Origin of the sequence: Bacillus sp. Marseille-Q3570, from assembly GCF_946151055.1 — a bacterium.
In the GTDB taxonomy this organism is placed as follows: domain Bacteria; phylum Bacillota; class Bacilli; order Bacillales; family Fictibacillaceae; genus Pseudalkalibacillus.
This window is the reverse complement of record NZ_CAMGYZ010000005.1, coordinates 346,368-372,114: the sequence shown is the minus strand read 5'-3', so window position 1 is coordinate 372,114 and position 25,747 is coordinate 346,368. Positions and strand designations below refer to the sequence as shown.

Sequence of the window (25,747 nt, the reverse complement as noted above, 5' to 3'; positions counted from 1 at the left end):
ATTCACTGCTTCCCCTTTCTCTAGCTGCTACAATTCGTTATACCGTTTATTCGCTAATCCAGTTTTCCTGCGATAGATGATGATACCGACACTGATGACGATCAGCACAATCGATATCACCTGGGCGATCCGCAATGTGTCTGTCAGCATCAAGCTGTCCGTCCGTAAGCCTTCGACAAAGAACCTGCCGATTGAGTAATAGATGACATAGGTCAAGAACAATTCACCGCGTCGTAGGTTAATACGCCGCAGACCGATCAACAGTGCGAATCCGATGATGTTCCAAATCGATTCATACAGGAACGTCGGATGATAGTACGCCCCTTCTATGTACATCTGATTGATGATCCAATCCGGAAGATATAAGCCTTCTAAAAATTCACGCGTCACTTCGCCGCCATGGGCTTCCTGATTCATGAAGTTGCCCCAGCGGCCGATCGCTTGCCCGAGGATGATGCTCGGAGCTGCAATATCCGTAAGCTTCCAGAAGGATAAATCTTTTACTTTTGAAAACACGTAAGCTGTCAAAAACGAACCGATCAGCGCACCATGGATCGCGATGCCGCCTTCCCAGATCTTGATGATTTCACCTAAGTGGTCCTTGTAATAATGCCACTCGAACGCGACATAATAGATCCGTGCACTAATGATGGCCACCGGAACGGCGATCATGACGAGATCGACGAACGTTTCCGAATTGATGCCTAAGCGTTTTGACTCCCTGACCGCGATATAAAGTCCGAGCAGAGCTCCAAATCCTATAATAATCCCATACCAGTATATGGTCAATGGACCGATTTCAAGTGCGACCCGGTCCAACGGCTGGATGTTTGCAACCATTTCCCCTTACCTCCTAAAAGTCATCGTAATCTGGTGTATCGATGACATTGTTCAGCTTTTCCGAAAACTGTTGTGCTGCATTGACCCCCATCCTCTTCAGACGGAAGTTCATAGCAGCGACCTCGATGATGACAGCAAGGTTTCGCCCAGGACGGACCGGTACAGTCAACCTTGGCAGTTCGACATCGATGATTTTCATCGTTTCTTCATCAAGACCGAGCCTGTCATAGGTTTTTTGCTGATTCCAGGTTTCGAGGTTGATCACCAAAGCGATCTTTTTAAAATTACGGATCGCCCCTGCTCCGAACAATGTCATGACATTAATGATCCCAAGCCCACGGATCTCCAACAGATGCTGGATGAGCTCCGGTGAACTTCCGACTAGCGTCTTTTCGTCTTCCTGACGGATTTCCACCGAATCATCGGCGACCAATCTGTGGCCCCTTTTTACAAGCTCGAGTGCACTTTCACTTTTTCCGACACCACTAGACCCTGTAATGAGGACACCGATTCCGTAAATATCAACGAGCACACCGTGTACCGCTGTCGTTGGTGCCAATTTACTCTCTAAAAAGTTCGTCAGCCGGCTGCTGAGACGTGTCGTCGTCAATTGTGACCGTAAAATCGGGATGCCTTTTTCTTCCGCAGCCTCACCTAATTCCGGGGGCACGTCCCATCCTCTCGAAATGACGATGCCTGGAGTTTCATCTCTACAAAGCTTGCGGAGACGTTCCCTGCGAATCCGGTCATCCAGTCCATTGACAAAGGACAGCTCCGTCTTGCCTAACAGTTGCAGGCGCTCTGCCGGGTAATACGCAAAATAACCCGCCATTTCAAGGCCAGGTCGAGAAATATCACTTGTCGTAATTGTCCGATGGATGCCGCTCTCGCCATGGACAAGCTCCAGCTGGAACTCATCGATCAGATCTTTTATATGTATGTTCGCCATCTTGAAAGTCACTCCCACTTCCTAGCTTTTCTACCACCCTATATTTTAGCATTCTTTTTCAAATCATGCCGACTCTACACCTAGTTTTCCAAAAATAGGTTGTAAATTATGAGTGACTATCGGGAAATCAACGATATATTTGGGTTTTATAACGATAATTTTGAAGTTTGCTCCAATAAATTTGAGAATTGCACCGATATTTTTCAAATTTTCTCCCATAAATTTGAAGTTTGCACCGAAAAGAATTTGATTCTGGTTCTTTAAGCGTAACTCATTCAATTTTACGATATTCCGCCTATAAAAGAATCCATCCAAACGCTCAAAAATTGTGGGGAAACCCTTTACGGATACTGGATTGGAGAAGAGCCTGGTAGGTAATCGCTTACATGCGCGAAGGTAACCAATTCTGCAACAGTTGGATAACGTTCATCCCTACAGTTTATGGTAGTAAAAAAGTACCGAGCGGCCGTATTAAGAGAGGTTTTGGCCGTATTCAGGATCAATTCGGCCGGATTCCTACATAAATCCGCCGGAATAAGTTGCAAAGCCGCCGAATTATCCTATGAACCCGCCGGATTGACTCCCAAATTAGCAGTTGACAGGAAATCCACAAAAAAAACTGACCTGGATTTCATCTTTCTCCAGGTCAGTCCTTCAATTTTTATCGATCTTTAAACGGTTTGACGATCAGGTTATTGATCAACAGGTTCAAAACCGAGATAATGATCGCCGCAACCAGCGCCATGCCGAATCCGGAAATCATGAATGCGTCCCCCATTAAAGCTTGTGTAAGCATCAGGGTGATTGCATTGATTACGAACAAGAACAGTCCAAGGCTCAAAATCGTGACAGGTAAGGTCAAAATCACCAAAATGGGTTTGACGATCACATTCATGATTGCTAACAGAATACTCGCGATGATTGCTGCTCCGATTCCAGACAAATAGAAAGATTCACTGAAAAATCCGGAGACGACCATCAACACAATTGTATTGACAATTAAAGAAACAATCCATCCTCTCAAAACACTACCTCCTTACCGCTTTGCAATTGAAATCGAACCGGTCTTCGCCACCGCCTCAATTTCATAGGTTGTCGGTGCTTCTTCATTCGCGATGAATTCCATCCTCTTCAGCACCACATCTTTTGTCTCTTTCTTAATATCAACTTTATCAAGAAAACAATTCAAACTGCCAATCGTAGCTTTCATGTTTCCATCAACCCGCAAACTGTCAGGCACAAGGATTTCAATTTTACCAGCGACCGTTTTAAAAGAAGCTTTTCCCGGCATGGCATCTTCTAATGTGAAATTGATCGAACCATTCAAGGTTTCTGCTTCGACGTCTTCATACTTGCCGTTCAAACGGATTGCCCCATTCAGCGTCTCAAGGTCAAGTTTTTTCCAATTACTCTGGTCCAATCTGATCTTTCCATTGGAGGTCGAGGCATTCAATGAACCGCCGTCCACACGGTTCAGCGTTACTGCTCCGTTCGTTGTACGCACAATCATCCGGTCCGTCTGCAATTCATCGAGGGTAATCGCACCGTTTGCTGTCCTAAGCTGGATTTGCTCATACATTTTAGTCGGTACGTACATGTGCGCTTGTACTTTCAGGCGGTTTTCATCGACCAGGAATTGGAGCTCTCCTGATTCCGTCGCGAAATGTGCATTTTTCAAAAAGTACGCTTTCGCTTCTTCAGTCGACTGCGTCCGGTATACTGAAACATGACACTCGACGCGGACACTCTGCTCCTCCCATGGATGCAACTGGATCCCTCCATTGGTCACATGGACCTTCAGACGGTTGAAATCAACATCGTTTTCCTGAAATACATGATCGATTTCAACTGCCTGACCGAAGTTGAAATCAAAATCAGTGTCTTTCAATTTCGTCACTACCCGGTCGATCAAACTTGAAAACTTGCTGATCGTCGATTGTTCGGACTTTTTCTCATACGTATGGGTGTTATGGGTTTTTTGCTGCTGATTTGTGCTTCCGGTTTTCTGTTCATTTGTTTGTTCCTTTTGCCCAGAATAATTGACTTTCGCTGTTCTGACAGGCTGCTTTTCTTCACCAATATCGTTTTCTCCGACTGCTTTTAAGAGTTCAACCGCTTCTGCTGATGAAATTTTTCCCTCATCTAGCATTTTCAAAATCATCTTCCGCTCTTCCATTCTAAAAATCCCCCTTCAGATTCTTAAAAATAATTCAAGCTGCGTGATTGTTCCTCATACACTTTTATTCAGGAAACCTATTTTTCCTGTAATACATGTATACCCTTCATGATATTCCATATAGCAGCGGTCACTGCAGCACCCCCGAAAATGATCATGCTGATGACGGTGAAATGGTTTATGATCTGTCCTGATTCGAAAAATAAGATTGATAATATTGCCAGGGCGAGGACAGGAATCAAATGAGAAATGTAGGCAAGACGTGCATGCTGCCTGACATCCCGATCGTCAATGAGTAGAAAGATGACTGCTGGTACGATAAAAGGTGCGAAAAACACACTCATGTAGCTTAATGATTTGATCAACTTACCCGATGAAGACAACCCCGTTCTCCTCCATTCAAACAAAACTATGAAATTTTTCGAGCACTTATTATATGTATGTGACCCGCCCAGGTCTCATGCGGCACTCTATTGATTCGACACAAAAAAGAAAAAGCCTCCTAAGGTGATTCATCTTAGAAGACTTTACGTGTTCTATTTTGCTAAGGTTTCAGTTTTCTTGATTTTCGATTCCATCCGTTTCCGGTCCCGCTTCAAAATCGGCGCCAAGTACTTGCCTGTGTAGGATGCCTCGTTTTCAGCAATTTCCTCAGGCGTCCCCGTTCCCACAATCATACCGCCTTTGTCTCCGCCTTCAGGGCCAAGGTCGATGATATGATCGACCGCCTTGATGACATCAAGGTTATGCTCGATGACAAGAACCGAATCTCCGTTATCGACGAGCCGTTGGAGGACTGTTAACAGGCGTGAGATGTCATGGACGTGAAGCCCTGTCGTCGGCTCATCTAAAATATAAAGCGTCTTCCCGGTTGAACGCTTATGCAGTTGGGATGCCAACTTCACACGCTGCGCTTCCCCTCCGGAAATCGTCGTCGAGGACTGACCGAGCTTGATATATCCAAGACCAACGTCCATCATCGTTTGCACCTTCCGTTTGATCTTAGGGATATTCGCGAAAAATTCCACCGCTTCTTCAACCGTCATGTCCAGGATGTCCGCAATGTTCTTTCCTTTGTATTTCACTTCGAGCGTTTCACGGTTATAACGCTTCCCGTGACACACTTCACACGGTACATACACATCGGGAAGGAAATGCATTTCGATTTTGATGATTCCGTCACCGCGGCATGCTTCACAACGCCCGCCTTTGACGTTGAATGAGAACCTTCCTTTCTTGTACCCTCTCACCTTCGCTTCATTTGTCTGTGCGAATACGTCACGGATATCATCAAAGACCCCGATATACGTTGCTGGGTTCGAACGCGGTGTACGTCCGATCGGTGACTGGTCGATATCGATGACTTTATCGATATGATCAAGCCCGTTAATCTTCTTGTGTTCACCCGGCTTCTCTTTTGCACGATGCAGCTTTTGCGCCAGGGATTTATAAAGGATCTCATTGATCAGCGTACTTTTACCGGATCCAGACACACCTGTCACACCAGTAAATACACCGAGGGGGATATCGACGTTCACCTTTTTCAGGTTGTTTTCGGTCGCTTCTTTGATCGTCAGCTTCCGTCCGTTCGACTTCCTTCTCTTCTTCGGAAGAGGGATGAATTTTTTACCGGACAAATAATTACCCGTCAATGAACACTCATCATCCATGATTTCCTGTGGTGAGCCTTGAGCGGTGATCTTTCCGCCATGCGCCCCTGCCCCAGGTCCGATATCGATGATGTAATCGGCTGCAAGCATCGTATCCTCATCATGTTCGACGACAATCAACGTATTCCCGAGAGCACGCATCTCTTCCAGCGTATTGATCAATCTGTCGTTATCACGTTGATGCAACCCGATCGACGGTTCATCAAGGATATAAAGGACACCCGTCAAACGTGAACCAACCTGGGTTGCCAGACGGATCCGCTGTGCTTCCCCACCTGATAAGGTGCCGGCGGAACGACTCAACGTCAGGTAATCGAGTCCGACATTCACAAGGAACCCTAACCGGTCATTGATTTCGCGTAAGATCAAACGCCCGATCTGTTCTTCTTTTTTCGTCAGTTCAAGTCCACGGAAAAACTTATCCGCATCCTTTACCGACATATCAGTAATATTGCCGATATGGTGATCACGGATCTGGACCGCCCGTGCCTCCGGCTTCAACCGGTGGCCGTCACAGCTTGGACAAGGCTTTTGAGCCATATAGCCTTCCATCTGTTCCCTGATATAATCAGAACTTGTTTCATGATAACGACGTTTGATGTTGTTCACGACACCTTCGAAGAGAATCTTGTTTTCCCTCACCTGGCCGAAATCATTTTCATAGCGGAAATAGATTTTATCCCTGCCGCTGCCGTACAAGACTTTGTCCAGTTGTGTCTTGTTCAGTTTTTTAACCGGTACATCCATATCGATGCCATAATGGTCACATACACTCTTTAAAAGCTGCGGGTAGTATAGGGAGCTTTGGGGTTCCCATGGTGCAATCGCGTTGTCCCGCAACGTCCGATCCCAATCTGGAATGATCAGATCAAGATCGACTTCAAGCTTCGTACCCAGACCATCACATGAGGAACAAGCACCGAAAGGACTGTTGAACGAGAAAAGCCGAGGCTCAAGTTCGCCGATTGAAAATCCACAGTAAGGACACGCATGATGCTGACTGAACAACAGTTCTTCCTCACCGATGACATCGACGATCACCTTTCCATCCGCGATGTTCAAAGCCGTTTCAAGTGAATCTGCCAGCCGGGTTTCTACACCGTCTTTGACAACGATACGGTCAACGACGATTTCAATCGAATGCTTCTTGTTCTTTTCAAGCTTGATTTCTTCACTTACGTCGGTGATTTCACCATCCACCCGAACACGTACGTAACCTTCCTTCTTGATGTCCTCAAGGACCTTCACGTGCTCCCCTTTACGCCCGGAAACGACTGGAGCAAGGATTTGCAGCTTCGTCCGTTCTGGATATTCAATGATCCGGTCGACCATCTGCTGGATTGTTTGTGAGGTGATCGGCACGTCGTGATTCGGGCAGATAGGCATCCCGATCCGAGCAAACAAAAGACGCAAGTAGTCATAGATTTCCGTCACCGTTCCCACCGTCGAACGCGGGTTTTTACTTGTCGTCTTCTGATCGATCGAAATCGCTGGAGAAAGCCCCTCGATCGAATCGACATCCGGCTTGTCCATTTGTCCTAAAAATTGCCGCGCATACGCAGAAAGTGACTCTACGTAACGGCGCTGACCTTCTGCATAAATTGTATCGAAAGCTAAGGAGGACTTACCTGAACCGGATAAGCCTGTCATCACGACCAGCTTATTTCGTGGAATCGTGACGTCGATCCCTTTCAGGTTATGCTCCCTCGCTCCTTTTATCGTTATATGTTCATTTGCCATTGGAGTCATCCTTCCGCTTTAAGCTCTAGTACCATGTCACGAAGCTCTGCTGCACGCTCGAAATCGAGATCTTTCGCAGCCTGCTTCATTTCTTTTTCCATCCGCTCGATCACTTTCTCGCGTTCCTTCTTATCCATCTTCTGTAGAGCTTTCGCTTGTCCGGCTGCCGGTTGATCCTCAGATGCGACAGTCGCACGGATCAATTCAGGAATCGCCTTCTGGATCGTCTGCGGTGTAATTCCGTGTTTTTCATTAAAGGCAATCTGCTTCGTACGACGACGATCTGTCTCATCAATCGCAATCCGCATCGAATTCGTTATTTTATCAGCATACATGATGACGTGTCCGTTCGCGTTACGAGCCGCCCGCCCGATCGTCTGGATCAAAGAACGCTCAGCTCTCAGGAACCCTTCCTTATCGGCATCCAAAATCGCAACGAGTGAAACCTCAGGGATATCAAGTCCCTCACGAAGGAGGTTGATCCCGACAAGAACATCGAATACACCTCTTCGAAGATCCCGGATGATCTCGATCCGCTCAAGCGTTTTGATTTCAGAGTGCAGATAACGGACTTTCACACCGTTTTCATGTAAGTAATCGGTAAGGTCTTCTGACATCTTCTTCGTCAATGTCGTGACGAGGACACGTTCTTTCTTTTTCACCCGTTCCTGAATCTGATCCATCAAGTCATCGATCTGACCTTCGATCGGTTTCACCTCGATCGTCGGATCAAGAAGTCCAGTCGGACGGATGATCTGCTCGACCATTTCCGGTGAATGCTCAAGTTCGTAAGGTCCAGGGGTTGCGGAAACATAGACAGCCTGGCTCACTTTCTTTTCGAACTCTTCAAACATGAGCGGACGGTTGTCTTTCGCTGATGGCAAGCGGAATCCATGCTCGACAAGAACCTGTTTCCTCGCCTGATCCCCGTTATACATGCCACGGACCTGCGGAAGCGATACATGCGACTCATCGACCATCAACAGGAAGTCCTTCGGGAAGTAATCCATCAACGTATAAGGCGTTGAACCTGCTGGACGCAGCGTCAAATGTCGGGAGTAGTTCTCGATCCCTGAACAGAAACCCATCTCCTGCATCATTTCGATATCGTAACGCGTGCGCTGTTCGATTCGCTGCGCTTCCAGGAGCTTATCTTGTTCCTTCAGCTCTTTGAGTCGTTCCTCAAGCTCAACCTGGATCCGTTCGATTGCGATCTTCATCTTCTCCTCACGGGTTACGAAGTGGGAAGCCGGGAAAATCGCAACATGACTACGTTCCCCAAGAATCTCACCTGTGAGCGCATCCACCTCGGTGATCCGGTCGATCTCGTCACCGAAAAATTCAACCCGGATACAGTGTTCATCACGTGATGCCGGGAAAATCTCCACAACATCTCCGCGGACACGGAACGTACCGCGTGTGAAGTTCACATCATTCCGCGCATATTGGATATCGACAAGGTCGCGCAACAATTGATCGCGATCCTTTTCCATATCTGTCCGTAACGAAACGACGAGTTCACGATATTCTTCAGGATTACCCAAACCATAGATGCACGATACGCTGGCAACGATGATGACATCATTCCGTTCAAAAAGGGCTGATGTCGCTGAGTGGCGCAGCTTATCGATTTCATCATTGATGCTCGCATCTTTTTCAATGAATGTATCGGATTGAGGTATGTACGCCTCAGGTTGATAATAGTCGTAGTAGCTGACGAAATACTCAACCGCATTGTTCGGGAAGAGTTCCTTGAATTCACTGTACAGCTGACCAGCCAGCGTCTTGTTGTGGGCAATCACAAGCGTCGGTTTATTGACCTGCTTAATCACATTAGACATCGTAAACGTCTTCCCGGTACCCGTAGCCCCAAGCAAAGTCTGATGTCTTTTACCAGCGTTGATGCCTTCGACCAATTTTTTGACTGCGTTGGGCTGATCCCCTTCAGGCTGGTATTTCGACACTAATTCGAACTGCTTCTCACTCATGCGGCGAACCCCTCCGTTTCTTAAATCTCACTATCAAACATTATAGCACAGGATCAGGAAAAAATAACAAGAAAAACGAACTTACATTCGCCTTTTTTGTCACTGGTAATTTTTTCTCACCCATTCTCATAAATAATGAAACAGTAGACATGCTTTTCCCGTCTATACATTTAAGGAAACTTTAATTATTGTATTGATGTTCTGGAGGTAAACACTATGAAAAGATGGTTCTATGGAGCTATATCGATTGTTTGCATGTTTCTTTTTGTCAATCTTGCTATCATCCCGAACCTGCCGGGCAATGCCAGCAGTATCCCTGATCAGCCTGGGAACGGTACCATGCCTGAAGAGGATTTATGGGAACAATCGATTATCGGCCATATTGTTGATAAAAAAAATGAACGCATTCTTGTTTTAGAAGGTATCGAAAAAGAGGAACTTGAGGGCTTCGATTCGAAAAATATCCATGATTACCCGAGCGGCGGCGCCTACTGGTTCAAGGTTGATTCTGTGGATGCTTATAAAATTCGGCAAAAAGTCGAGGTCTGGCCCAAAGGCGCAATTGCTGAGTCCTACCCTGCCCAGGGGACTGCCGGGAAAATCAATATTTTAGAAGAGACAGATTAAAAGGAACTCGGTGCCGGGATGGCGAATTGAACGGATAGACTATGAAAAATGCAGGTGATAGAAATGTCGAAATATTCAATTGAAGAGTTTGTCAGACAAACCTCCCAGGAGGATAAAGGCGAAGGGCTATTCGAGCTTGAAACTCCGCGGATCCTTGAAATCAACTTGGACGGAAATGTTTGGGCGAAGATGGGGTCGATGGTCACCTACCACGGGAACATCAAATTTGTACGCGAAGGAATCCTCGAACACGGCATCGGTAAAATGTTCAAAAAAGCACTGACCGGTGAAGGTGCAGCACTAATGAAGGCAAACGGATCAGGGAAGCTCTACCTTGCAGATCAAGGTAAGAAAATCACGATCCTCCAGCTACAGAACGATTCGATTTATGTGAACGGGAATGACCTTCTCGCATTCGAGCCCTCGATCGACTGGGATATCAAATTGATGAGGCGTATCACCGGAATGATGGCCGGCGGACTATTCAACGTCCATTGTCAGGGAACGGGGATGATTGCGATCACCTCCCACTATGAACCGTTGACGATTCAGGTAACCCCGGGCCGTCCAGTGTTCACAGATCCGAATGCGACCGTCGCCTGGTCAGGCTCGCTTTCGCCAGACTTCCAGACTGATGTATCTTTGAAAACCTTCTTCGGAAGAGGAAGCGGAGAATCCATACAGATGAAATTCGAAGGCAGCGGGTTCGTTGTCGTACAACCATACGAAGAAATTTATATGCAGCAAAGTCAATCCTGAATAGAAAAACGGCCTGGGGCCGTTTTTTTCGTTGTTGAAATGGTGATATAAATTTAGCGGTCAGGAGAGACCTTATTTAGCTACGCCTATGTTTCATAAATTTAGAGGACACCAGAGACCTTATTGGGTTAAAATCTATAAAAATCAGCCGTGTTTTACGCGAATAGCGGAACAGTTGTCCTCTAATTTTTAGAACACCTGCTTTTTTACATATATTACGTCCTGTATGACCGTTATTTTCATATTCCTTAAATGAGGTGGAACTCTTAAGTGGTATACTGTAACATAGACAGAGTGGAAATTGTTTTTTTAAGAAGGAGAACTTATGGAATTACTATATATCATTCTAGGTTTTGCGATTGGCATCTTGTCAGGTTATTTTGGAATCGGCGGCGGATTCATCTTGACACCCGTCCTGATGCTGATCGGTTATGCCCCGGTTGTTGCGATCACAACCAGCTTGTTATACGCAATCGGCTCTTCGATCTCAGGAGTCTGGGCACACTTTAAAATGAACAACGTCGTTTGGAAGACAGCTTTATTACTTGGGATCAGCGGTGTGGCTGCGACTCAACTCGCAAAGCCCTTCGTACTCTGGCTGGACAAAAACGGATACGATGTAACAGTCATCCCGGTCCTCTACGCAGTGATCATCGGCTATTTCGCGTACTCGCTTTTGAAGAAGACACCCAAAGCAAAAACAGTCAAAATAGAAAAGCCAGGTCTCATCATGACCTTGATCATCGGTTTCATCGGCGGTTTGATGTCGGCAACTTTAGGAGTAGGAGGCGGATTTGTCATGGTACCGCTCATGATCTCCATCATGAAATTCGAATCAAGGAAAGCCGTCGGCACAAGTCTCGTCAGCGTCTTGATGATCGTCACCGCAGGGTTCATTTCTTATGCGGTCACAATTGAAATCGACTATATACTCGGATTAATACTGGTTGCTGGAGCCTTATTCGGAAGCCAGGTCGGAGCAAAACTGACTTCGTTTTACTCGAACGATCAGATCAAGAAATATTTCGGGCTCCTCTACATCACGACGCTCGTCAGCATCCTCTTCGAACTTTTCAATCTTGATATCGCCGGCATTTCCGTATTAGGACTCTATATGATTGTCCTGCTTGGAAAATTCACCAAAGACCTGTTACACCGCAGGCATAAAGAATCGGTATCTTGAGAATGAAAAATCAGGAATTAAAAGAAGGACTGTCCTAATGAAAAGTGGCACACACTTTTGGGACAGCCCCTTTTTTTCCTTCTGATGTTTGTTAAACTTCCTCACCACACTATACAAAAAGACTGCCGAACCGGCAGCCTTCCCGCAAATTATTCTGTACTGTTCATCGATAATTGTTGTGTCTCGGTTGAAACAGATTTTCTTGTGTATCCCTCACATCAGAAAAACATTCTACATTGTAATGACCATCCAGGATTACGTTGTGGTGATCGATGATTTGTTCTGCAGATAAATTTACCGAATCGGTTGTTGAATGTCCATCCCGTACCAATGTCACATCAAAATCGTTGACAGTCGCCGTCCGTACGGCTGTGTCGATACAGTGTTCTGTTTTACACCCCATTATGACGAGGTGTCCAACTTCCTTTTCCTTCAAATAGTTCAGTAATGGTGTTCCATGAAACGAATTGGTCGCAGCCTTATCAAAGATTTGCACATCAGCCGGCACATTGATTTTATCGTGAATTTGAAACCCGGTTCCTTTACCTTCAGCTACATCAAGGTCTCTCACAAAAACGATCAACGAATCGGATTGTTTTGCTTTGTTGATCACGAGATTGATATTCGCCAACAATTCTTCCTTTTTAAAAACAGCTTCCTCTTTTTCATTTCCATCAATCAATTCTTGTTGCGTATCAATTACCAGCAAAGCTTGCTTCAATCACAGCACTCCTTTTTAATTAAAATCCGGCACTACTTCTACTATATAAACGTTCATTTTTAATCATCATCATAAAAAACCGCCCCCTTTAAGAATCACCTTTACCTATTTCGCTCTCAAAACTCCTTCTCCTGCTCTCGACATCAAAGTCTTCCAATCTAAAGAAAACTTGGTAAAGCTAAGCCTTAGGCGTAGGCTTGGCCATTAGTTGCGCTTATATTGAAGAAAGTCTCTTTATACTTTCTTCAAGTACAAAAAGAAAAAACCCATTTGAAATGAGTTTTTCCATCTACCTTTATAAATTGAACAGGTTCGGAATCCACAACACCGCGTCTTCCCAAAAGGTAATCACGAACAAAATCAATATTCCCATCACGAGGAAGGGCATGGTCGCTCTTACCAATCTCTCGAATTTCACATCAGCAATTGAGGATACGATGAAGAGCCCTGTGCCTACCGGTGGTGTCAACAAGCCGATCGTAAGGTTGATACAGATGATCACCCCGAAATGGATCGGATCGATTTGGAACGCGGTCAATAGCGGCATGAAAACCGGTACCAGGATGATCAAAGCAGCTATTCCATCCAGCACTGCTCCCAGCAACAACAGAAAAAGATTGACGAGGAGCAGGAACACGATCGGGCTGTCAGACAATGTGAGCATCGAATTCAACAGCAGCTGAGGGATCTGCTCGAATGCGATCATCCAGCCGAAGATATTCGCCATTGCGATCAAGAACGTAACTGTCGCAGTACTGATCACTGTGTTCAATAGGATTTTCGGGAGCTTTTTCACCTTTAGCTCCATGTAGAAGAATGTCCCGACAAGGTAGGCAATCAAGCAAGCGATTGCCGCTGATTCTGTTGCCGTGAACGCCCCGCTCAATATTCCGAAAATGATGATGAACGGTACAAGCAATGCGGGCAGGACATTCAATGTATTTTTTACAATTTCTGCACCGGACGCTCTTTCGTGCTTCGGAAAATTGTATTTGAAACCAAGGAACGCAATCAGTGAGATAAAGCCGATTCCATATAGAATTCCTGGGATGATGCCTGCCATGAACAATCCACCGATCGAAGTTCCTGACAAGGTACCGTAGATGATGAAAATCATACTCGGCGGAATGATCGGGGCTACGATTGACGAAGCCAACGTAAGCGCAGATGAAAACTCCTTCTTATACCCCTCCTGTTCCATTTCCGGAACCATGACCTTGCTCATCATCGCTGCCTGTGCGTTTGCAGACCCGAGTATTGATGCCAAAAACATGTTCGCGACGACTGTCACGTAAGCGAGGCCTCCTCTGACATGTCCAAACAGCACTTTTGCAAAACGTACAAGACGAGAGGTGATCCCACCGCCGTTCATCAGCTCACCCGCGAGCATGAACAACGGAATCGCCAGCAAACCGAAATTATCGAGTCCGGAAAAGAGCCGCATTGGCGTCGATTCCAGCAGCATCGTGTTGCCCACCGTGAAAAAGTACAGAATCGTCGTCATACCGAGGACCAGTGAAATCGGGATGCCCATGAAAAGGAACAGGAAAAACATCAGGATGACAAGAACCGTCATTGTGCACCATCCTCTCTTATCGCCTCGATCATGTTAGCAACCAGATGGATGGCCGCGAATGTCAGTCCTACAGGTACAGCCAAATAAGGGATCCACATCGGCAGTAAAAGCGACGTTGATTTTTGAAACGCTACACTCGGTGAAAGAATCCATTGATAACTGTAAAAAAGGATGAGCCCTAAAAAGATGAGCATGAACACGTGCCCGATCACGAGGACTGCTTTTTTTATCTTAGGCGGCAAATACTCGAGTACAATCGAAACAGCGGCCTGGGACCGATACTTCAACCCCAGACTGCCGCCAATGAAACTTACCCAGATCAATAGAAAGATAGAGACTTCACCAGCCCATGATAATGGTGAATTGAATACATATCTGAATGCGACAGCAAGTGTGACGATCACTGCCATCGAAAACATCAGAACAATGGATATATATTTTTCAATCGTCGAGATGCCATTGCTCAAAGCTTTCATGTGTGAAACCCCCTTTGGATTAATCAGTCACGGAAGGTGTCGATGAATTCTTGAATGAGAGGGTCTTGTTTTCCGTACTTTTCATCAAATTGTTGTTTATACGGATCAAAGAGCGCCGGATCGATTTCATAGATATCCATACCTTCATCCTTAAGGGTCTGTTTGAACTCTTCTTCCTGATCCGCTCTTGTCATCGCAGAATATTCAGCAGCTGCTGCGATCGCCTCGCGGATGATTTTCTGGTCCGCTTCAGGCATTCCTTCAAACGTCTTCTTGTTCACGATAGCAACCGCAGGCCAGACCATGTGATTCGATACAAGTCCATAGTCGACGACTTCATAGTATTTGTTCGTGATGGTTGCATCGAGGTCCATGTCCATTCCATCGATGACACCTGTTTGCGCAGCAGAATAGACTTCAGGAAGAGGGAGACCTTCTGTTGAAGCTCCAGTTGATGTATAGAAATCCTGCATTGGAGGACTTGGTGTCACTCGTAGCTTGAGACCTTTCATGTCCTCAGGCTTTTCTACCTTCTTATCCTTGAACAACATGACACGTTGCCCTGCAAAGAAGTAATCCAATCCGACCATACCTTGCTCGTCTAATGTACCGAGGATTTTCTTCGCAACTTCACTATCACGTGCATCATTCGCTTCGTGCAGATCTTCGAAAGCATACGGGGTGAACCATGCTGCGAAGGATGGGGAACGCGAACTCATATAAGCAGCTGTAATGAACCCGAAATCAACCGAGCCTGCAGAGATTTGTTCGACCATATCCGCTTCCGTCCCCAACTGACTGGATGGATAGATTTCAAGCTGCATCCTGCCATCAGACCGCTTATCCAATTCTTCCGCGAACTTTTCAGCAGCTTTGTGCCACATGTGACTTGGCGGTGTGATGTGGGCCAGCTTGAACTGATACGTTTGATCCGATTCACCGCTCGCCGAATTAACTGTCCCATCGCTCCCCTTATTACATGCAGCTGTGAAAACCAGCAATACCGCCATTGCAAAAAACGAGATACCTTTCATGAACTTCCTCATTGATACCCCTCCATTTTTAAAAGTCAAAAATCGTTACCAACACATTATGTATATCTAAGGAGCAGTCATCTGTTTTCGAGCTTTTCATCCGCTTTCGATACACCGCCGGCAGCCCAATTTTCATCCGGGATTTCGTAAAGGAGAACCCGGATGCGGTCATGATCGGCCCCGGTGCTGCGGTGGATCGCTTCTGTCACTTCTTTTATCAGCGAACACTTCTGTTCTCTGGTGCGCCCTTCAATAATGTGGATTTGTGCGATCGGCATTTATCGTTCCTCCTCCAGCTCATCCTTCGACACGCAGATTCAATGCCCCCAACTGATCATAGCGAACTTCAATATGGTCGCCATCACTGACATCCACCGCCTCTGTAAAACCCCCGACAAGGATGACCTGACCGGGTTTGATCGACTGCCCCTCGCGGCTGAGCATTTTCGCTAGCATCGCGACAGACCTGACTGGATGCCCGAGTACCGCTGCGCCCGTCCCTGAGTGGAGCAATTCGCCATTCCGGAACATCGCGACCCCCATTTCATCCCAGGCCGTGTGATACGGTGAAAAAGCCTGGTCGCCAAGAATGAACTTCGTTGACGATGCATTATCCGCAATAACATCAACAAGCGTGAACGAAAAATTCTTATAGCGGCTGTCAATCACTTCGATTGCTGGAAAGATGCATTCTGTCGCCATCCATACATCACGTGGGGTCATATCTTCGCCGCTTAATTCTTTTTTCAAAACGAACGCGATTTCCGGCTCGACACGCGGGTGGATCAAGTTTTCAAGAGGCAGTACCGGATCGGATAACTCCATCGATTGCGTCAATCGACCGTAAATCGGTTCATCCACACCGACTGAAACCTGCTTCGCCTTGCTCGTGAGCCCCATCTTCCAGCCGATCATCCGATCTCCGCGCTCTTCCTTGTAATTGATGCACATTTTCTGGATTTCATACGCCTCTTCTACAGTAAGAGAAGGATTCTCGATCGTCACTTTATCCATATCCTGACCCGTCGTCTGATGAGACTCGATTTTTTCAGCCAGGTGTTTCAAATCTGCTTGTTTCACTTCCATTTGTATCTCCTCCTTATCCGACTGGGGATTTTTTCTTCGCTAGTTCACTAGCTACATCAATGATCATATCCTCTTGGCCGCCAACAACACGCCGATTCCCGAGTTCGACGAGGATATCACGCGCATCGATCCCGAACTTTTCTGCAGCTCGATTCGCATGTAATAGGAAACTCGAATAGATACCTGCATAGCCTAGCACCAAGCTGCCTTTCGTAATTTCCTGTGGCTGTGGTAAAATCGGGGCTACCGTATCTTCTGCCAGATCCATCATTTTATAAAGTTCGATCCCGGTTTCAATTCCAAGTCGATCGAGCACAGCCGCGAGTACTTCCGTCTGCGTGTTACCAGCACCCGCCCCAAGACAACGGACGCTGCCGTCGACCCAGGTTGCGCCTTCTTCAATCGCGACGATCGAATTCGCCATCGCTAAGGAAAGATTGTTATGCCCATGGAACCCGATGTTGATCGATAATCGGCCCTTCAACGCGCGTATCCGCTCCTTGACCTGGTGTGGAAGCAACGCCCCAGCTGAATCGACGACATACACCGTATCCGCACCATAGTTTTCCATCAGTTGTGCTTGCTCGACGAGTTTTTCGACCGGGACCATATGCGCCATCATCAAAAACCCTACCGTTTCCAGCCCGAGCTCTTTTGCAAGTTTGATATGCTGGCGTGATACATCCGCTTCCGTCACATGGGTTGCGACCCGTACCATTCGCGCCCCTAAGTTGGCTGCCTCTTTCAGTTCAGTCACGGTTCCGATTCCTGGTAAAAGGAGTACCCCGATTTTCGCCTGTTTGCAAACGGAGACAGCCGCTTCGATCAGTTCCATCTCATTCGTTGCGGATCGGCCATATTGCAGTGAAGAACCGCCAATGCCATCCCCATGTGAAACCTCGATATACGGAACATTCGCCTCATCAAGCTTTCTGGCGACTGCTTTCACTTGATCGACCGTAAACTGATGGCCGATCGCATGACTTCCATCTCTCAAAGCCACTTCCACTATCGTTACATCCCGCTTTGTCATCCTACTACTCCTTTCTTATGCATTCTGGACGAGCCGATTCTTCGCTAACTCTTCCGCTACCTTGACCGCAGATGCTGTCATGATATCGAGGTTACCAGAGTAGTTTGGAAGATAATCACCCGCTCCTTCCACCTCAAGGAAAACCGTCACTTGATTGCCGTCGAAAATCGGTTCTGTCCGGACCCTGTAACCAGGAACATACGCTTGTACAGTTTTGACCATGTCCATGATCGAGGATGTGAGTTCCTCTTGATCACACTCACCCTCCTTGACGAGGCAATAGACGGTGTTCCGCATAAGGATCGGTGGTTCAGCAGGGTTTAGGATGATGATCGCTTTTCCTTTGTCCGCGCCACCGATTTCCTCGATCCCCTTTGCGGTCGTATACGTAAATTCATCGATGTTCGCTCTAGTTCCAGGTCCTGCACTTTTACTGGCGATTGTCGCGACAATTTCGGCATACGCCACATCAGCCACTTTGTTGACTGCGTGGACGATCGGAATGGTAGCCTGGCCGCCGCACGTGATCATGTTCACATCAGGTTCATCAAGATGGGCACCCAGATTCACCGGTGGTACGACGAAAGGTCCGATAGCCGCAGGTGTCAAGTCGAGAACCTGCTTGCCGGCCGATTTTAAAAATTCCGAATGGCGCTGGTGAGCTTTAGCGGAAGTCGCATCGAAAAGGATATCTGCAAGTTCCGGCTTTTCCATGAATCCATCTATGCCGTTATCGATGACTTCATAGCCGAACTTCCGTGCCATCCTCATCCCGTCTGAATTTGCATCGATACCGATCATCGTCGTCATTTCAAGTGTCTTTGAACGCCGAAGCTTCAACATAAGATCCGTACCGATGTTCCCCGAGCCGATAATTCCTACTTTTATCTTGGACATCTCATCACTTCCTTTCTTTTTGATCTTTCTGCTTCAACTTTTGAACCGGACCGTCACATCCCCCAATGCGTCGAATGTCGCTCGGAATGTATCTCCTGGTTTCGCATCGACTGCCGCTGAAAGAGCGCCTGACAAAATGACCTCCCCGGCTTTAAGGGAAACCCCATAATCTGAAAGCTTGTTTGCAAGCCAGGCGACGCAATTAGCCGGGTTTTCAAGAACTGCTGCCCCCGTTCCCGAATTGACATGTTCCTCATTTTTGTAAAGATCCATTTTTATTGCGGGCAGATCGACAGCACGGATCGGCACCTTATTTTCGCCAAGAACGTACAGTCCGGATGACGCGTTATCCGCAATCGTATCTGGAAGCTTGATCTTCCAATCTGCGACACGGCTGTCGACGATTTCAAGAGCCGGCACAACATAAGCCGTCGCTTCATACACATCATCAGCTGTTACATTCGGACCGTGAAGATCTTTCCTTAAAACAAAGGCGATTTCCGCTTCCACTTTTGGCTGAAGAACCTTGTCAGCTGGAATCTCGCCGCCGTTATCGATCACCATATCATCAAGCAGATGCCCGTAATCCGGTTCACCAACCCCAAGAAGATCCTGCATCGCTTTTGATGTCAGTCCGATCTTTTTCCCAACGATCCTTTGACCGGATTCGGTTTTGCGTTTAATCGTGGAAAGCTGGACTTGATAGGCTTCATCTATACTCAAATCAGGGTAAACCTCAGTGAGCGGTTGGACCCCTTTACGATTTTGTACTGCCGTCACTAAATGCTCGGATAGCTCCTTCACTCTCTCTGTCATCAAATATGCCTCCTGGTTTTTCATCTCATAGTTTGATCGTTATGTTGGATAGTTCACTATAAAAATCAAAGCTGTGCATGCCGCCTTCACGGCCGATCCCGCTTTGCTTCATGCCTCCGAACGGTGTGCGAAGATCGCGTAGATACCACGTATTCACCCAGATGATCCCTGCCTCGATCTGATGCGCGACACGGTGTGCGCGACGCAGATCATTCGTCCAGATCGTCGTCCCCAATCCATAATGGGTATCATTCGCCTGCTCAATGACCTCCTCTTCCGAATCGAAAGGCAAAACGGTCACGACTGGTCCGAAAATCTCTTCCTTAACGCACCGGGCATGAGGACCGAGTCCCGAAATGATCGTAGGTAAAATGTAAAAGCCTTTTTCAACACCTTCTGGCCGGGTTCCGCCTGTCAGGATGTGACCGCCTTCTTCTTTCGCAAGCTCGATATAACCATTGACGCGGGTGTAGTGCTCCTTACTGATGACAGCACCAACCTTCGTCCCTTCTTCAAACGGATCGCCGACTTGAAGCTTGTTCGTTTCAGCGACGAATTTTTCGAGGAATGCATCATACGCCTGACGCTCGACATAGATCCGCGAACCGCATAGGCAGACTTCGCCCTGATTCATGAAACTCGACTTCAGCGTCGTTTCGATCACTTCATCAAGGTCCGAATCCGCGAATATGATATTCGGGTTTTTCCCACCGAGCTCATACGATAACTTTTTCAAAGTAGGAGCCGCCGCTTTCATGATCGCAGACCCTGTCTTCGTCTCACCGGTGAACGTGACCGCATCGACATCCGGGTGCTCTGTAATCGCAGAACCTGCAGAATCCGGACCGAATCCGTGAACAAGATTGATGACGCCGTCCGGTACACCTGCTTCCTTACAGATTTCTGCCAGGACTGTTGCTGTCATCGGTGTCCATTCCGCCGGTTTCATGACCGCCGTATTCCCTGCCGCAAGACATGGTGCCAACTTCCACGTCAACAACAACAATGGTAGATTCCAGGGGTTGATCATGCCGACGACCCCGACCGGCCTCCGGATCGAATAATGGAGAGCCGCCTGGTCCTGTTGGTAGGCTTCCGTTCCCATCGACGTCAAGTAATCCGCGAAAAAGTGGAAATTATACGCAGCCCGAGGGATATCGATTTCAAGTGCCATTTGATATGGCTTTCCGGTGTCCATCGATTCAAGAGCTGCCAATTCTTCGACTCTATCAAGAATCAGGTCGCCGATCTTGCGCAGGATGCTCGACCGCTCCCGTGCGGATAGATCTTTCCATGGACCTTTCAACGCTTTTTTCGCAGCTGCAACAGCGAGATCGACCTCTTCCTTCCCGCCTTCCGCTACCTGTCCCATGACTTCTTCTGTTGCAGGATTGATATTGTCAAAGGTTTTCAGATTGATAGAATCTGCATATTGACCGTCGATAAAATGACGGCAGTTGATCGGTTGGATTTTTTGTAGGATTTTCTCTGTTACTTGCACTTCCTCAACCTCCTATCCAGGGTGATTTGTGTTTAGCTGTGGTATTGTGAATCTCCAGCACACTACTCGTGAGTTCGGACAGCTGCTCACATTTTTCTACTCTTCCTGTCCGAAGCTGACCCGGGTTCGGACAGTTTCTTGCCTTTTTCTTCTGTGCCTGTCCGAAGTTTTGACCGCTCAGGACCGATGCCACACTTTTAATAGGAAATGGTGACACGATGGCCACCATTCTCATTTGTTCAATCTTTTACTTCTACGATCATCTCGATTTCAACCGCCGTATTATTCGGCAGCTGAGCCATGCCCAGCGCAGAGCGCGCGTGTATGCCACGGTCTCCGAACACTTCGACTAGAAGATCGGAGGCTCCGTTCATCACTTTTGGCTGATCGGTGAAATCCTCTGTAGAATTCACGAATCCTAACAGTTTTACGATGCGTTTCACTCTGCTCAGATCACCCAACTCATATTTGAGGACACTGAGCAGATTCAACATCGATTGCCGGGCAGCGGTATAGCCTTCCTCAAGCGTAAGCTCTCTGCCAAGCTTCCCATGATATTCATCGACACCTTGTCCCGCGGTAAAAATCAGATTTCCGACACGGACATGGCTCACATAATTTCCTGCAGACGGCCGGACTTCTTTAAGTCGAAGCCCCAGACTTTGCAGCTTCTCCTCTGGTGTTATCACTTTCTGCTCCATGCGTCCGCCCCTTTTCTTTTACATTTAAAAATCGCAATGCGTTTTCTCCAAGAATCATTTCTTTCTGTACTTCCGAAAGATCGACCGCATGATCAATCACTTTTCCTGGCGGGATTTCCCTCAAAAGGAACGGATAATCGGATCCCATCATCACCCGCTCATGGCCGAAACGATCGATCAGGTACTTCACGTTCAAAGGATCATAGTTCAACGAATCGAAATAGAAGTTTTTCACATAATGACTTGGCAGATTCGTCGTCAAACGCAAGTGCGGCCATACATTCCATCCCTGATCCAGTCTCGGCAGGATATATGGGAACGATCCTCCACCATGCGCAAAACAGATCTTCAATCCTGGGAACTTTTCAATCACACCACTCCAGACAAGACTCGCAGCTGCAAGCGCTGTCTCACTCGGCATCCCGATCGTGTACATGAAATTATGTCTAGGTGTCCGATCTTTCGCTAGGGTCTCCCATGGATGGATGAACAACGGGACATTCCATTCCTCAGCCATGCGGAAGAACTCGAGAAACTCCGGCGCATCCAGATTTTCACCATTCACGTTCGTCCCGATTTCAATTCCGTATAAATTCAACTCTGTGATGCAACGCTCCATTTCCTTGATCGCGGCAGCACAATCCTGCATCGGTACTGTTCCCAGTCCGATGAAACGATCCGGACGTTCTTTTACCGTGGCCGAAATGAAATCGTTCTGAATCCGTGCCATATCAATCGCCGCTTCAACCGGAGCCCAATAGGAAAACGTCACCGGAATCGGGGAGAGCACCTGGATATCCACACCCTCCCGATCCATGTCCTGGATCCGCTTTTCAGCACTCCAAACCTGGTCCGTCACTTCACGGAACACTTTCCCACCAACCATGATGTTCGCTCCGCATGCACAAGTCTGTTGAAGAATCGGCCAGCGTTCCTGACCATATTTTTCAGTAAAATCAGGCAGGTCATGCGGAATGATGTGTGTATGGAAATCTACCCTCATTTCCACTCATCTGCTTCTTCAGGCATCATGTGCCCACAGTTGTCACACTTCCTCAACTCAGGGCTGCTGTTGAACTGTTCAATCGCACCTTTCACCTGTGTTTCGATATTCGTCAACTGGACCGTCACGCGGTGCATTTCATGGTCGCACTTATCACAGAACCAGACGAAATCCTCCAGCTCACCTTCGCCACGTTTCCGTTCGAGAACGATTCCGTATGAGTTTGCAGTCCGATGCGGGGAATGAGGCACCATCGCCGGAAGCATGAAGATATCCCCTTCACCGACCGTCACAACTTCCCGCTCGCCTTTATCGTTTATACATTCGACATAACAGTTTCCCTTGACTTGATAAAAGAACTCATCCGACGGATCAACGTGGAAATCACGTCGCTTGTTCGGTCCACCGATCAGCATCGCAATAAATTCTGAATCCTCCCAAAGGACTTTGTTGTTGACCGGCGGCTTTAGAAGATCTTTATTGTCCTCAATGATTTTCATAAGATTTCCGACTCTATCATTCAATAAGGTTGTACCAGATTTGATCGCCATGGTATTCCTCCTCATATTTTTAAATTGCTTACTCATGTAAGCGCTATCATAAAACGTTGATATAACCCAATTCATTCGAAATTGACTGTGCTGTCCGCACGACACTTTGGATGATGGTTCTGCTTTCGCTTCCTTGCATATAAGAAATCGGTCCGACCATATTGAGCGCAGCAACTGTCTGGCCCGTATACGTCTGGATTGGAGCAGCCACCGCATACATTCCATGTTCATTCTCGTTATTGGAAATCGAATAGCCCTGATTCCGAATCTGCTTCAGCTCAAGCATCAGCTTATCCACACAAGTGATCGTATTCGGAGCCCGTTGTAGTAATCCTTTTGAGATCGTCGGTTGGATGAACGAAGGATTGTACGCAAGCAACACCTTCCCTGAACTCGTACAATACGCCGGCTGTTTTGCCCCGACATAGGTTGGCACCGAGATCGAATCTTTGGCAGCTACTTTCAACACGAACCTGACCTCGCCAGCATCGAACATTCCGATATGGACCGTCCCCTGGTATTTCCGTATCAGATTCTCTACGATCGGGATCGCTTCGTTATAAATATCCTGTTGATACATGACGTGATTACTCCACTCTAATAACTTCCATCCAAGGCGATACTTCTTCCGACTATCCTGAATGAGAATCCCTTCCTGGCACAACGTCCGGATGAGGTGATGCGTCGTACTCGGATTCATCCCCAGCTTTTTCGAGATTTCCAGATTGCCAAGGGCCGGTTCTTCATTCGTGAAACAATTTAGAATTTTCGTAATTTTATTGATAGACGAAATCACATGCCCACTCTCCTTTAATATCACACTTAGAAATTCGAGTGAGTGATCGGCAAAAATCACTCCAGATAGAGTATTAGATAAGTGGTAGTCGTTTCCTTTATTATTTTTATATTACTAGTTTTAATTCTTAATCAACTGCTTCTTATGCATATCAGAAGCCCCATCCAACGCATCCTTCACCATTGCGAAGTCGTGCTTGCGTTTGAATCCGTCATAGAACCAGCCCAATCTTCTTAGTGGATCTCCTGAATAATAGCGCTCGTATTGCAGCAAACGCTGTCCGAATGCTTCTCCCGATAGATCCCATGCGAGCTTGAACAGTTGGACACGATCTTCAGAAGACACACCCTCACGTCCAACATAATACTTGTCGACGATTGGCTTCAGTTCTGGATTATCAAAGTCCGCTCCCATCGGTGACATCAACAAGCCACCCGCTCCAATCGTCTGGATGATTTCAATCGCACGCGGATACAGCTTCGGCAGCATTCCCCTGATTGTTTCAAGCGGTGCTGAACCTGGACGTAATTCTCCTTGTGGCGTCGTTTCATATTCATACTCGGAAACTCTCAACAGGGCTCTGATCGCTTCAACCGATTGGATGAGCTCGCCCAATTGGGTTTTAACGTTCAGGTACCCGTCCACACCGATAGAATCTGCTAGTTTACAAGCGACTTCCATCGCAAATGATAGTTTCACAAGGCCTCTGACTCCGGATTGATGCGCCGGCTGGATCCCGATTCCTGTTTTCGGATATAGAAGGTTCGCCGCTTCCACATTCTGATTGATGAAAACACGGTTCCACGGAACGAACACATCTTCAAAGACGAGAAGCGCATCCATTTCCTCGAATCTTGATGCAAGCGGATGATCAAACAACGAACGCTTTCCGTCCTGCGCTGGTTCACGGCACATGATTTTAAGACCAGGCGTATCGATCGGCAACGCGAACGCGATCGCATGCTTTTCGTCTCCAGGCTGGAATCCAGGGAATGAGTAGATGATGACCTCGTCAGTGATCGGTGCGAGCGTCGCAAGCATCTTCGCTCCACGAACGACCAATCCGTCTGGCTTTTCCTCCACGACTCCCAGGTGAGTAAACGCATCTTCCTGCTCATGGGAGGCCTTGCTCCTGTCGTTTTGCGGATTGATGATCGCATGGGTCAAAAAGACATCGTTATCACGGACATGCTGGAAGTAATTGATCATATTTTCGCCCCATTGCGGGTCGTATTGATTCAAAAACCACGTGTTGCTTGCCATTGAGGTGATCGTTACATTCAAGAAATCAGGTGTGCGTCCCATCGTTCCGAACGTCGCTTTCGACCAGATTTCAAACAGATCGCTCCTCGCTTTCAAGTCCTCGAATTTCCTCGGAACAAGGAACGAGTTGTTTACGCGCTCACCCGTTTCTTCACAAATGTGCGTGATCCGCTCCTGGTACTCCGGGTCATGCTGCATGTCATAAAGCTTCGCGATTTCATGGATCGGCTGTCTGAATACATCTTCCGTATAGACGTCATCAATTTTACGACCGCCCAACCATACCTCTGGCTTTCTCGATCGTAGCCCTTTGATATACTGCTCACCTGTTCTGATCCCCATTGAATCTCCTCCTTTTTAT

General features: G+C 47.1%; 26 protein-coding genes. 3 read left to right on the top strand and 23 right to left on the bottom strand.

From position 1 onward, the window contains the following. Positions 1-27: 27 nt before the first annotated feature. The 8 genes from lgt to uvrB all read right to left on the bottom strand — a co-directional run bounded on the left by lgt (position 28) and on the right by uvrB (position 9,363). Positions 28-840, bottom strand: a complete 813-nt coding sequence (lgt, locus tag N8M93_RS11510) for a prolipoprotein diacylglyceryl transferase (RefSeq protein ID WP_261131930.1) — start codon at positions 838-840, stop codon at positions 28-30. A gap of 13 nt (positions 841-853) precedes the next feature. Continuing rightward, on the bottom strand, positions 854-1,789 hold the full coding sequence (gene hprK / locus N8M93_RS11505) for an HPr(Ser) kinase/phosphatase (RefSeq protein WP_261131927.1): 936 nt from the start codon (positions 1,787-1,789) through the stop codon (positions 854-856). Between the two features lie 63 nt (positions 1,790-1,852). Beyond that, entirely contained in the window at positions 1,853-2,068 is a 216-nt protein-coding gene (locus N8M93_RS11500) for a hypothetical protein (protein WP_261131925.1), read from the bottom strand. Positions 2,069-2,450: 382 nt separating this feature from the next. Then, complete coding sequence (locus N8M93_RS11495; RefSeq protein WP_261131922.1) at positions 2,451-2,813, bottom strand: phage holin family protein; 363 nt, start codon at positions 2,811-2,813, stop codon at positions 2,451-2,453. Between the two features lie 12 nt (positions 2,814-2,825). Beyond that, a complete protein-coding gene (locus tag N8M93_RS11490) occupies positions 2,826-3,965 on the bottom strand; it encodes a DUF4097 domain-containing protein (protein ID WP_261131920.1) in 1,140 nt (379 codons plus the stop codon). A 77-nt stretch (positions 3,966-4,042) separates the two neighbouring features. Beyond that, positions 4,043-4,348 carry a hypothetical protein gene (locus N8M93_RS11485; RefSeq protein WP_261131918.1) on the bottom strand — a complete coding sequence of 102 codons (306 nt, stop codon included), beginning with the start codon at positions 4,346-4,348 and terminating at the stop codon, positions 4,043-4,045. Positions 4,349-4,501: 153 nt separating this feature from the next. Then, on the bottom strand, positions 4,502-7,375 hold the full coding sequence (gene uvrA, locus N8M93_RS11480; RefSeq protein ID WP_261131916.1) for an excinuclease ABC subunit UvrA: 2,874 nt from the start codon (positions 7,373-7,375) through the stop codon (positions 4,502-4,504). Between the two features lie 5 nt (positions 7,376-7,380). Then, entirely contained in the window at positions 7,381-9,363 is a 1,983-nt protein-coding gene (gene uvrB / locus N8M93_RS11475) for an excinuclease ABC subunit UvrB (RefSeq protein ID WP_261131914.1), read from the bottom strand. Positions 9,364-9,579: 216 nt separating this feature from the next. On the opposite strand from uvrB, the gene N8M93_RS11470 reads away from it, so the two are divergent. The 3 genes from N8M93_RS11470 to N8M93_RS11460 all read left to right on the top strand — a co-directional run bounded on the left by N8M93_RS11470 (position 9,580) and on the right by N8M93_RS11460 (position 11,932). After that, positions 9,580-9,990, top strand: coding sequence for a YobA family protein (locus N8M93_RS11470; protein ID WP_261131912.1), 411 nt, complete (start codon positions 9,580-9,582; stop codon positions 9,988-9,990). 63 nt (positions 9,991-10,053) lie between these two features. Next, positions 10,054-10,749, top strand: coding sequence for an AIM24 family protein (locus tag N8M93_RS11465; RefSeq protein WP_261131910.1), 696 nt, complete (start codon positions 10,054-10,056; stop codon positions 10,747-10,749). A gap of 325 nt (positions 10,750-11,074) precedes the next feature. Then, entirely contained in the window at positions 11,075-11,932 is an 858-nt protein-coding gene (locus tag N8M93_RS11460) for a sulfite exporter TauE/SafE family protein (RefSeq protein WP_261131908.1), read from the top strand. Between the two features lie 163 nt (positions 11,933-12,095). Here the strand turns inward: N8M93_RS11460 and N8M93_RS11455 are convergent, their stop codons facing one another. The 15 genes from N8M93_RS11455 to N8M93_RS11385 all read right to left on the bottom strand — a co-directional run bounded on the left by N8M93_RS11455 (position 12,096) and on the right by N8M93_RS11385 (position 25,728). Further along, the gene (locus tag N8M93_RS11455) at positions 12,096-12,653 is read right to left on the bottom strand and encodes a cysteine hydrolase family protein (RefSeq protein ID WP_261131906.1); all 558 of its coding nucleotides are present in this window, start codon (positions 12,651-12,653) and stop codon (positions 12,096-12,098) included. 295 nt (positions 12,654-12,948) lie between these two features. Next, positions 12,949-14,229 (bottom strand): TRAP transporter large permease, encoded by a 1,281-nt coding sequence (locus N8M93_RS11450; RefSeq protein WP_261131905.1) that lies wholly within the window; start codon positions 14,227-14,229, stop codon positions 12,949-12,951. Further along, positions 14,226-14,705: a TRAP transporter small permease gene (locus tag N8M93_RS11445; RefSeq protein ID WP_261131903.1), complete on the bottom strand. Its 480-nt coding sequence runs from the start codon at positions 14,703-14,705 to the stop codon at positions 14,226-14,228. The genes N8M93_RS11450 and N8M93_RS11445 overlap by 4 nt, the downstream gene beginning before the upstream one ends. A 23-nt stretch (positions 14,706-14,728) precedes the next feature. Next, positions 14,729-15,751, bottom strand: a complete 1,023-nt coding sequence (locus tag N8M93_RS11440; RefSeq protein ID WP_261131901.1) for a TRAP transporter substrate-binding protein — start codon at positions 15,749-15,751, stop codon at positions 14,729-14,731. Positions 15,752-15,816: 65 nt separating this feature from the next. Continuing rightward, on the bottom strand, positions 15,817-16,017 hold the full coding sequence (locus N8M93_RS11435) for a 2-hydroxymuconate tautomerase (RefSeq protein ID WP_261131899.1): 201 nt from the start codon (positions 16,015-16,017) through the stop codon (positions 15,817-15,819). Between the two features lie 19 nt (positions 16,018-16,036). After that, positions 16,037-16,825, bottom strand: coding sequence for a 2-keto-4-pentenoate hydratase (locus N8M93_RS11430; RefSeq protein WP_261131896.1), 789 nt, complete (start codon positions 16,823-16,825; stop codon positions 16,037-16,039). A 13-nt stretch (positions 16,826-16,838) separates the two neighbouring features. Next, a complete protein-coding gene (gene dmpG / locus N8M93_RS11425) occupies positions 16,839-17,858 on the bottom strand; it encodes a 4-hydroxy-2-oxovalerate aldolase (RefSeq protein WP_261131894.1) in 1,020 nt (339 codons plus the stop codon). 15 nt (positions 17,859-17,873) lie between these two features. Next, complete coding sequence (locus N8M93_RS11420; protein WP_261131892.1) at positions 17,874-18,755, bottom strand: acetaldehyde dehydrogenase (acetylating); 882 nt, start codon at positions 18,753-18,755, stop codon at positions 17,874-17,876. Between the two features lie 33 nt (positions 18,756-18,788). Next, entirely contained in the window at positions 18,789-19,571 is a 783-nt protein-coding gene (locus N8M93_RS11415) for a 2-keto-4-pentenoate hydratase (RefSeq protein WP_261131891.1), read from the bottom strand. A gap of 25 nt (positions 19,572-19,596) precedes the next feature. Further along, positions 19,597-21,072, bottom strand: coding sequence for an aldehyde dehydrogenase (locus tag N8M93_RS11410; RefSeq protein ID WP_261131889.1), 1,476 nt, complete (start codon positions 21,070-21,072; stop codon positions 19,597-19,599). 239 nt (positions 21,073-21,311) lie between these two features. After that, the gene (locus N8M93_RS11405; RefSeq protein ID WP_261131888.1) at positions 21,312-21,773 is read right to left on the bottom strand and encodes a RidA family protein; all 462 of its coding nucleotides are present in this window, start codon (positions 21,771-21,773) and stop codon (positions 21,312-21,314) included. After that, positions 21,715-22,776, bottom strand: coding sequence for an amidohydrolase family protein (locus tag N8M93_RS11400; RefSeq protein WP_261131886.1), 1,062 nt, complete (start codon positions 22,774-22,776; stop codon positions 21,715-21,717). Before N8M93_RS11400 ends, N8M93_RS11405 begins: the two co-directional genes overlap by 59 nt. Next, the gene (locus N8M93_RS11395) at positions 22,773-23,327 is read right to left on the bottom strand and encodes a 3-hydroxyanthranilate 3,4-dioxygenase (protein WP_261131884.1); all 555 of its coding nucleotides are present in this window, start codon (positions 23,325-23,327) and stop codon (positions 22,773-22,775) included. The genes N8M93_RS11400 and N8M93_RS11395 overlap by 4 nt, the downstream gene beginning before the upstream one ends. Positions 23,328-23,373: 46 nt before the next feature. After that, positions 23,374-24,123 carry an IclR family transcriptional regulator gene (locus N8M93_RS11390; protein WP_261131881.1) on the bottom strand — a complete coding sequence of 250 codons (750 nt, stop codon included), beginning with the start codon at positions 24,121-24,123 and terminating at the stop codon, positions 23,374-23,376. A 120-nt stretch (positions 24,124-24,243) separates the two neighbouring features. Continuing rightward, complete coding sequence (locus tag N8M93_RS11385) at positions 24,244-25,728, bottom strand: 4-hydroxyphenylacetate 3-hydroxylase family protein (RefSeq protein ID WP_261131880.1); 1,485 nt, start codon at positions 25,726-25,728, stop codon at positions 24,244-24,246. Positions 25,729-25,747 lie beyond the last annotated feature (19 nt).

What these genes read in the sequence shown, in the direction of transcription:
- lgt (WP_261131930.1), bottom strand. Translation starts at nt 840, where the DNA reads ATGGTTGCAAACATCCAGCCGTTGGACCGGGTCGCACTTGAAATCGGT.
- hprK (WP_261131927.1), bottom strand. Translation starts at nt 1,789, where the DNA reads ATGGCGAACATACATATAAAAGATCTGATCGATGAGTTCCAGCTGGAG.
- N8M93_RS11490 (WP_261131920.1), bottom strand. Translation starts at nt 3,965, where the DNA reads ATGGAAGAGCGGAAGATGATTTTGAAAATGCTAGATGAGGGAAAAATT.
- uvrA (WP_261131916.1), bottom strand. Translation starts at nt 7,375, where the DNA reads ATGGCAAATGAACATATAACGATAAAAGGAGCGAGGGAGCATAACCTG.
- uvrB (WP_261131914.1), bottom strand. Translation starts at nt 9,363, where the DNA reads ATGAGTGAGAAGCAGTTCGAATTAGTGTCGAAATACCAGCCTGAAGGG.
- N8M93_RS11470 (WP_261131912.1), top strand. Translation starts at nt 9,580, where the DNA reads ATGAAAAGATGGTTCTATGGAGCTATATCGATTGTTTGCATGTTTCTT.
- N8M93_RS11465 (WP_261131910.1), top strand. Translation starts at nt 10,054, where the DNA reads ATGTCGAAATATTCAATTGAAGAGTTTGTCAGACAAACCTCCCAGGAG.
- N8M93_RS11460 (WP_261131908.1), top strand. Translation starts at nt 11,075, where the DNA reads ATGGAATTACTATATATCATTCTAGGTTTTGCGATTGGCATCTTGTCA.
- N8M93_RS11450 (WP_261131905.1), bottom strand. Translation starts at nt 14,229, where the DNA reads ATGACGGTTCTTGTCATCCTGATGTTTTTCCTGTTCCTTTTCATGGGC.
- N8M93_RS11445 (WP_261131903.1), bottom strand. Translation starts at nt 14,705, where the DNA reads ATGAAAGCTTTGAGCAATGGCATCTCGACGATTGAAAAATATATATCC.
- N8M93_RS11440 (WP_261131901.1), bottom strand. Translation starts at nt 15,751, where the DNA reads ATGAGGAAGTTCATGAAAGGTATCTCGTTTTTTGCAATGGCGGTATTG.
- N8M93_RS11435 (WP_261131899.1), bottom strand. Translation starts at nt 16,017, where the DNA reads ATGCCGATCGCACAAATCCACATTATTGAAGGGCGCACCAGAGAACAG.
- N8M93_RS11430 (WP_261131896.1), bottom strand. Translation starts at nt 16,825, where the DNA reads ATGGAAGTGAAACAAGCAGATTTGAAACACCTGGCTGAAAAAATCGAG.
- dmpG (WP_261131894.1), bottom strand. Translation starts at nt 17,858, where the DNA reads ATGACAAAGCGGGATGTAACGATAGTGGAAGTGGCTTTGAGAGATGGA.
- N8M93_RS11420 (WP_261131892.1), bottom strand. Translation starts at nt 18,755, where the DNA reads ATGTCCAAGATAAAAGTAGGAATTATCGGCTCGGGGAACATCGGTACG.
- N8M93_RS11415 (WP_261131891.1), bottom strand. Translation starts at nt 19,571, where the DNA reads ATGACAGAGAGAGTGAAGGAGCTATCCGAGCATTTAGTGACGGCAGTA.
- N8M93_RS11405 (WP_261131888.1), bottom strand. Translation starts at nt 21,773, where the DNA reads ATGGAGCAGAAAGTGATAACACCAGAGGAGAAGCTGCAAAGTCTGGGG.
- N8M93_RS11400 (WP_261131886.1), bottom strand. Translation starts at nt 22,776, where the DNA reads ATGAGGGTAGATTTCCATACACACATCATTCCGCATGACCTGCCTGAT.
- N8M93_RS11395 (WP_261131884.1), bottom strand. Translation starts at nt 23,327, where the DNA reads ATGGCGATCAAATCTGGTACAACCTTATTGAATGATAGAGTCGGAAAT.
- N8M93_RS11385 (WP_261131880.1), bottom strand. Translation starts at nt 25,728, where the DNA reads ATGGGGATCAGAACAGGTGAGCAGTATATCAAAGGGCTACGATCGAGA.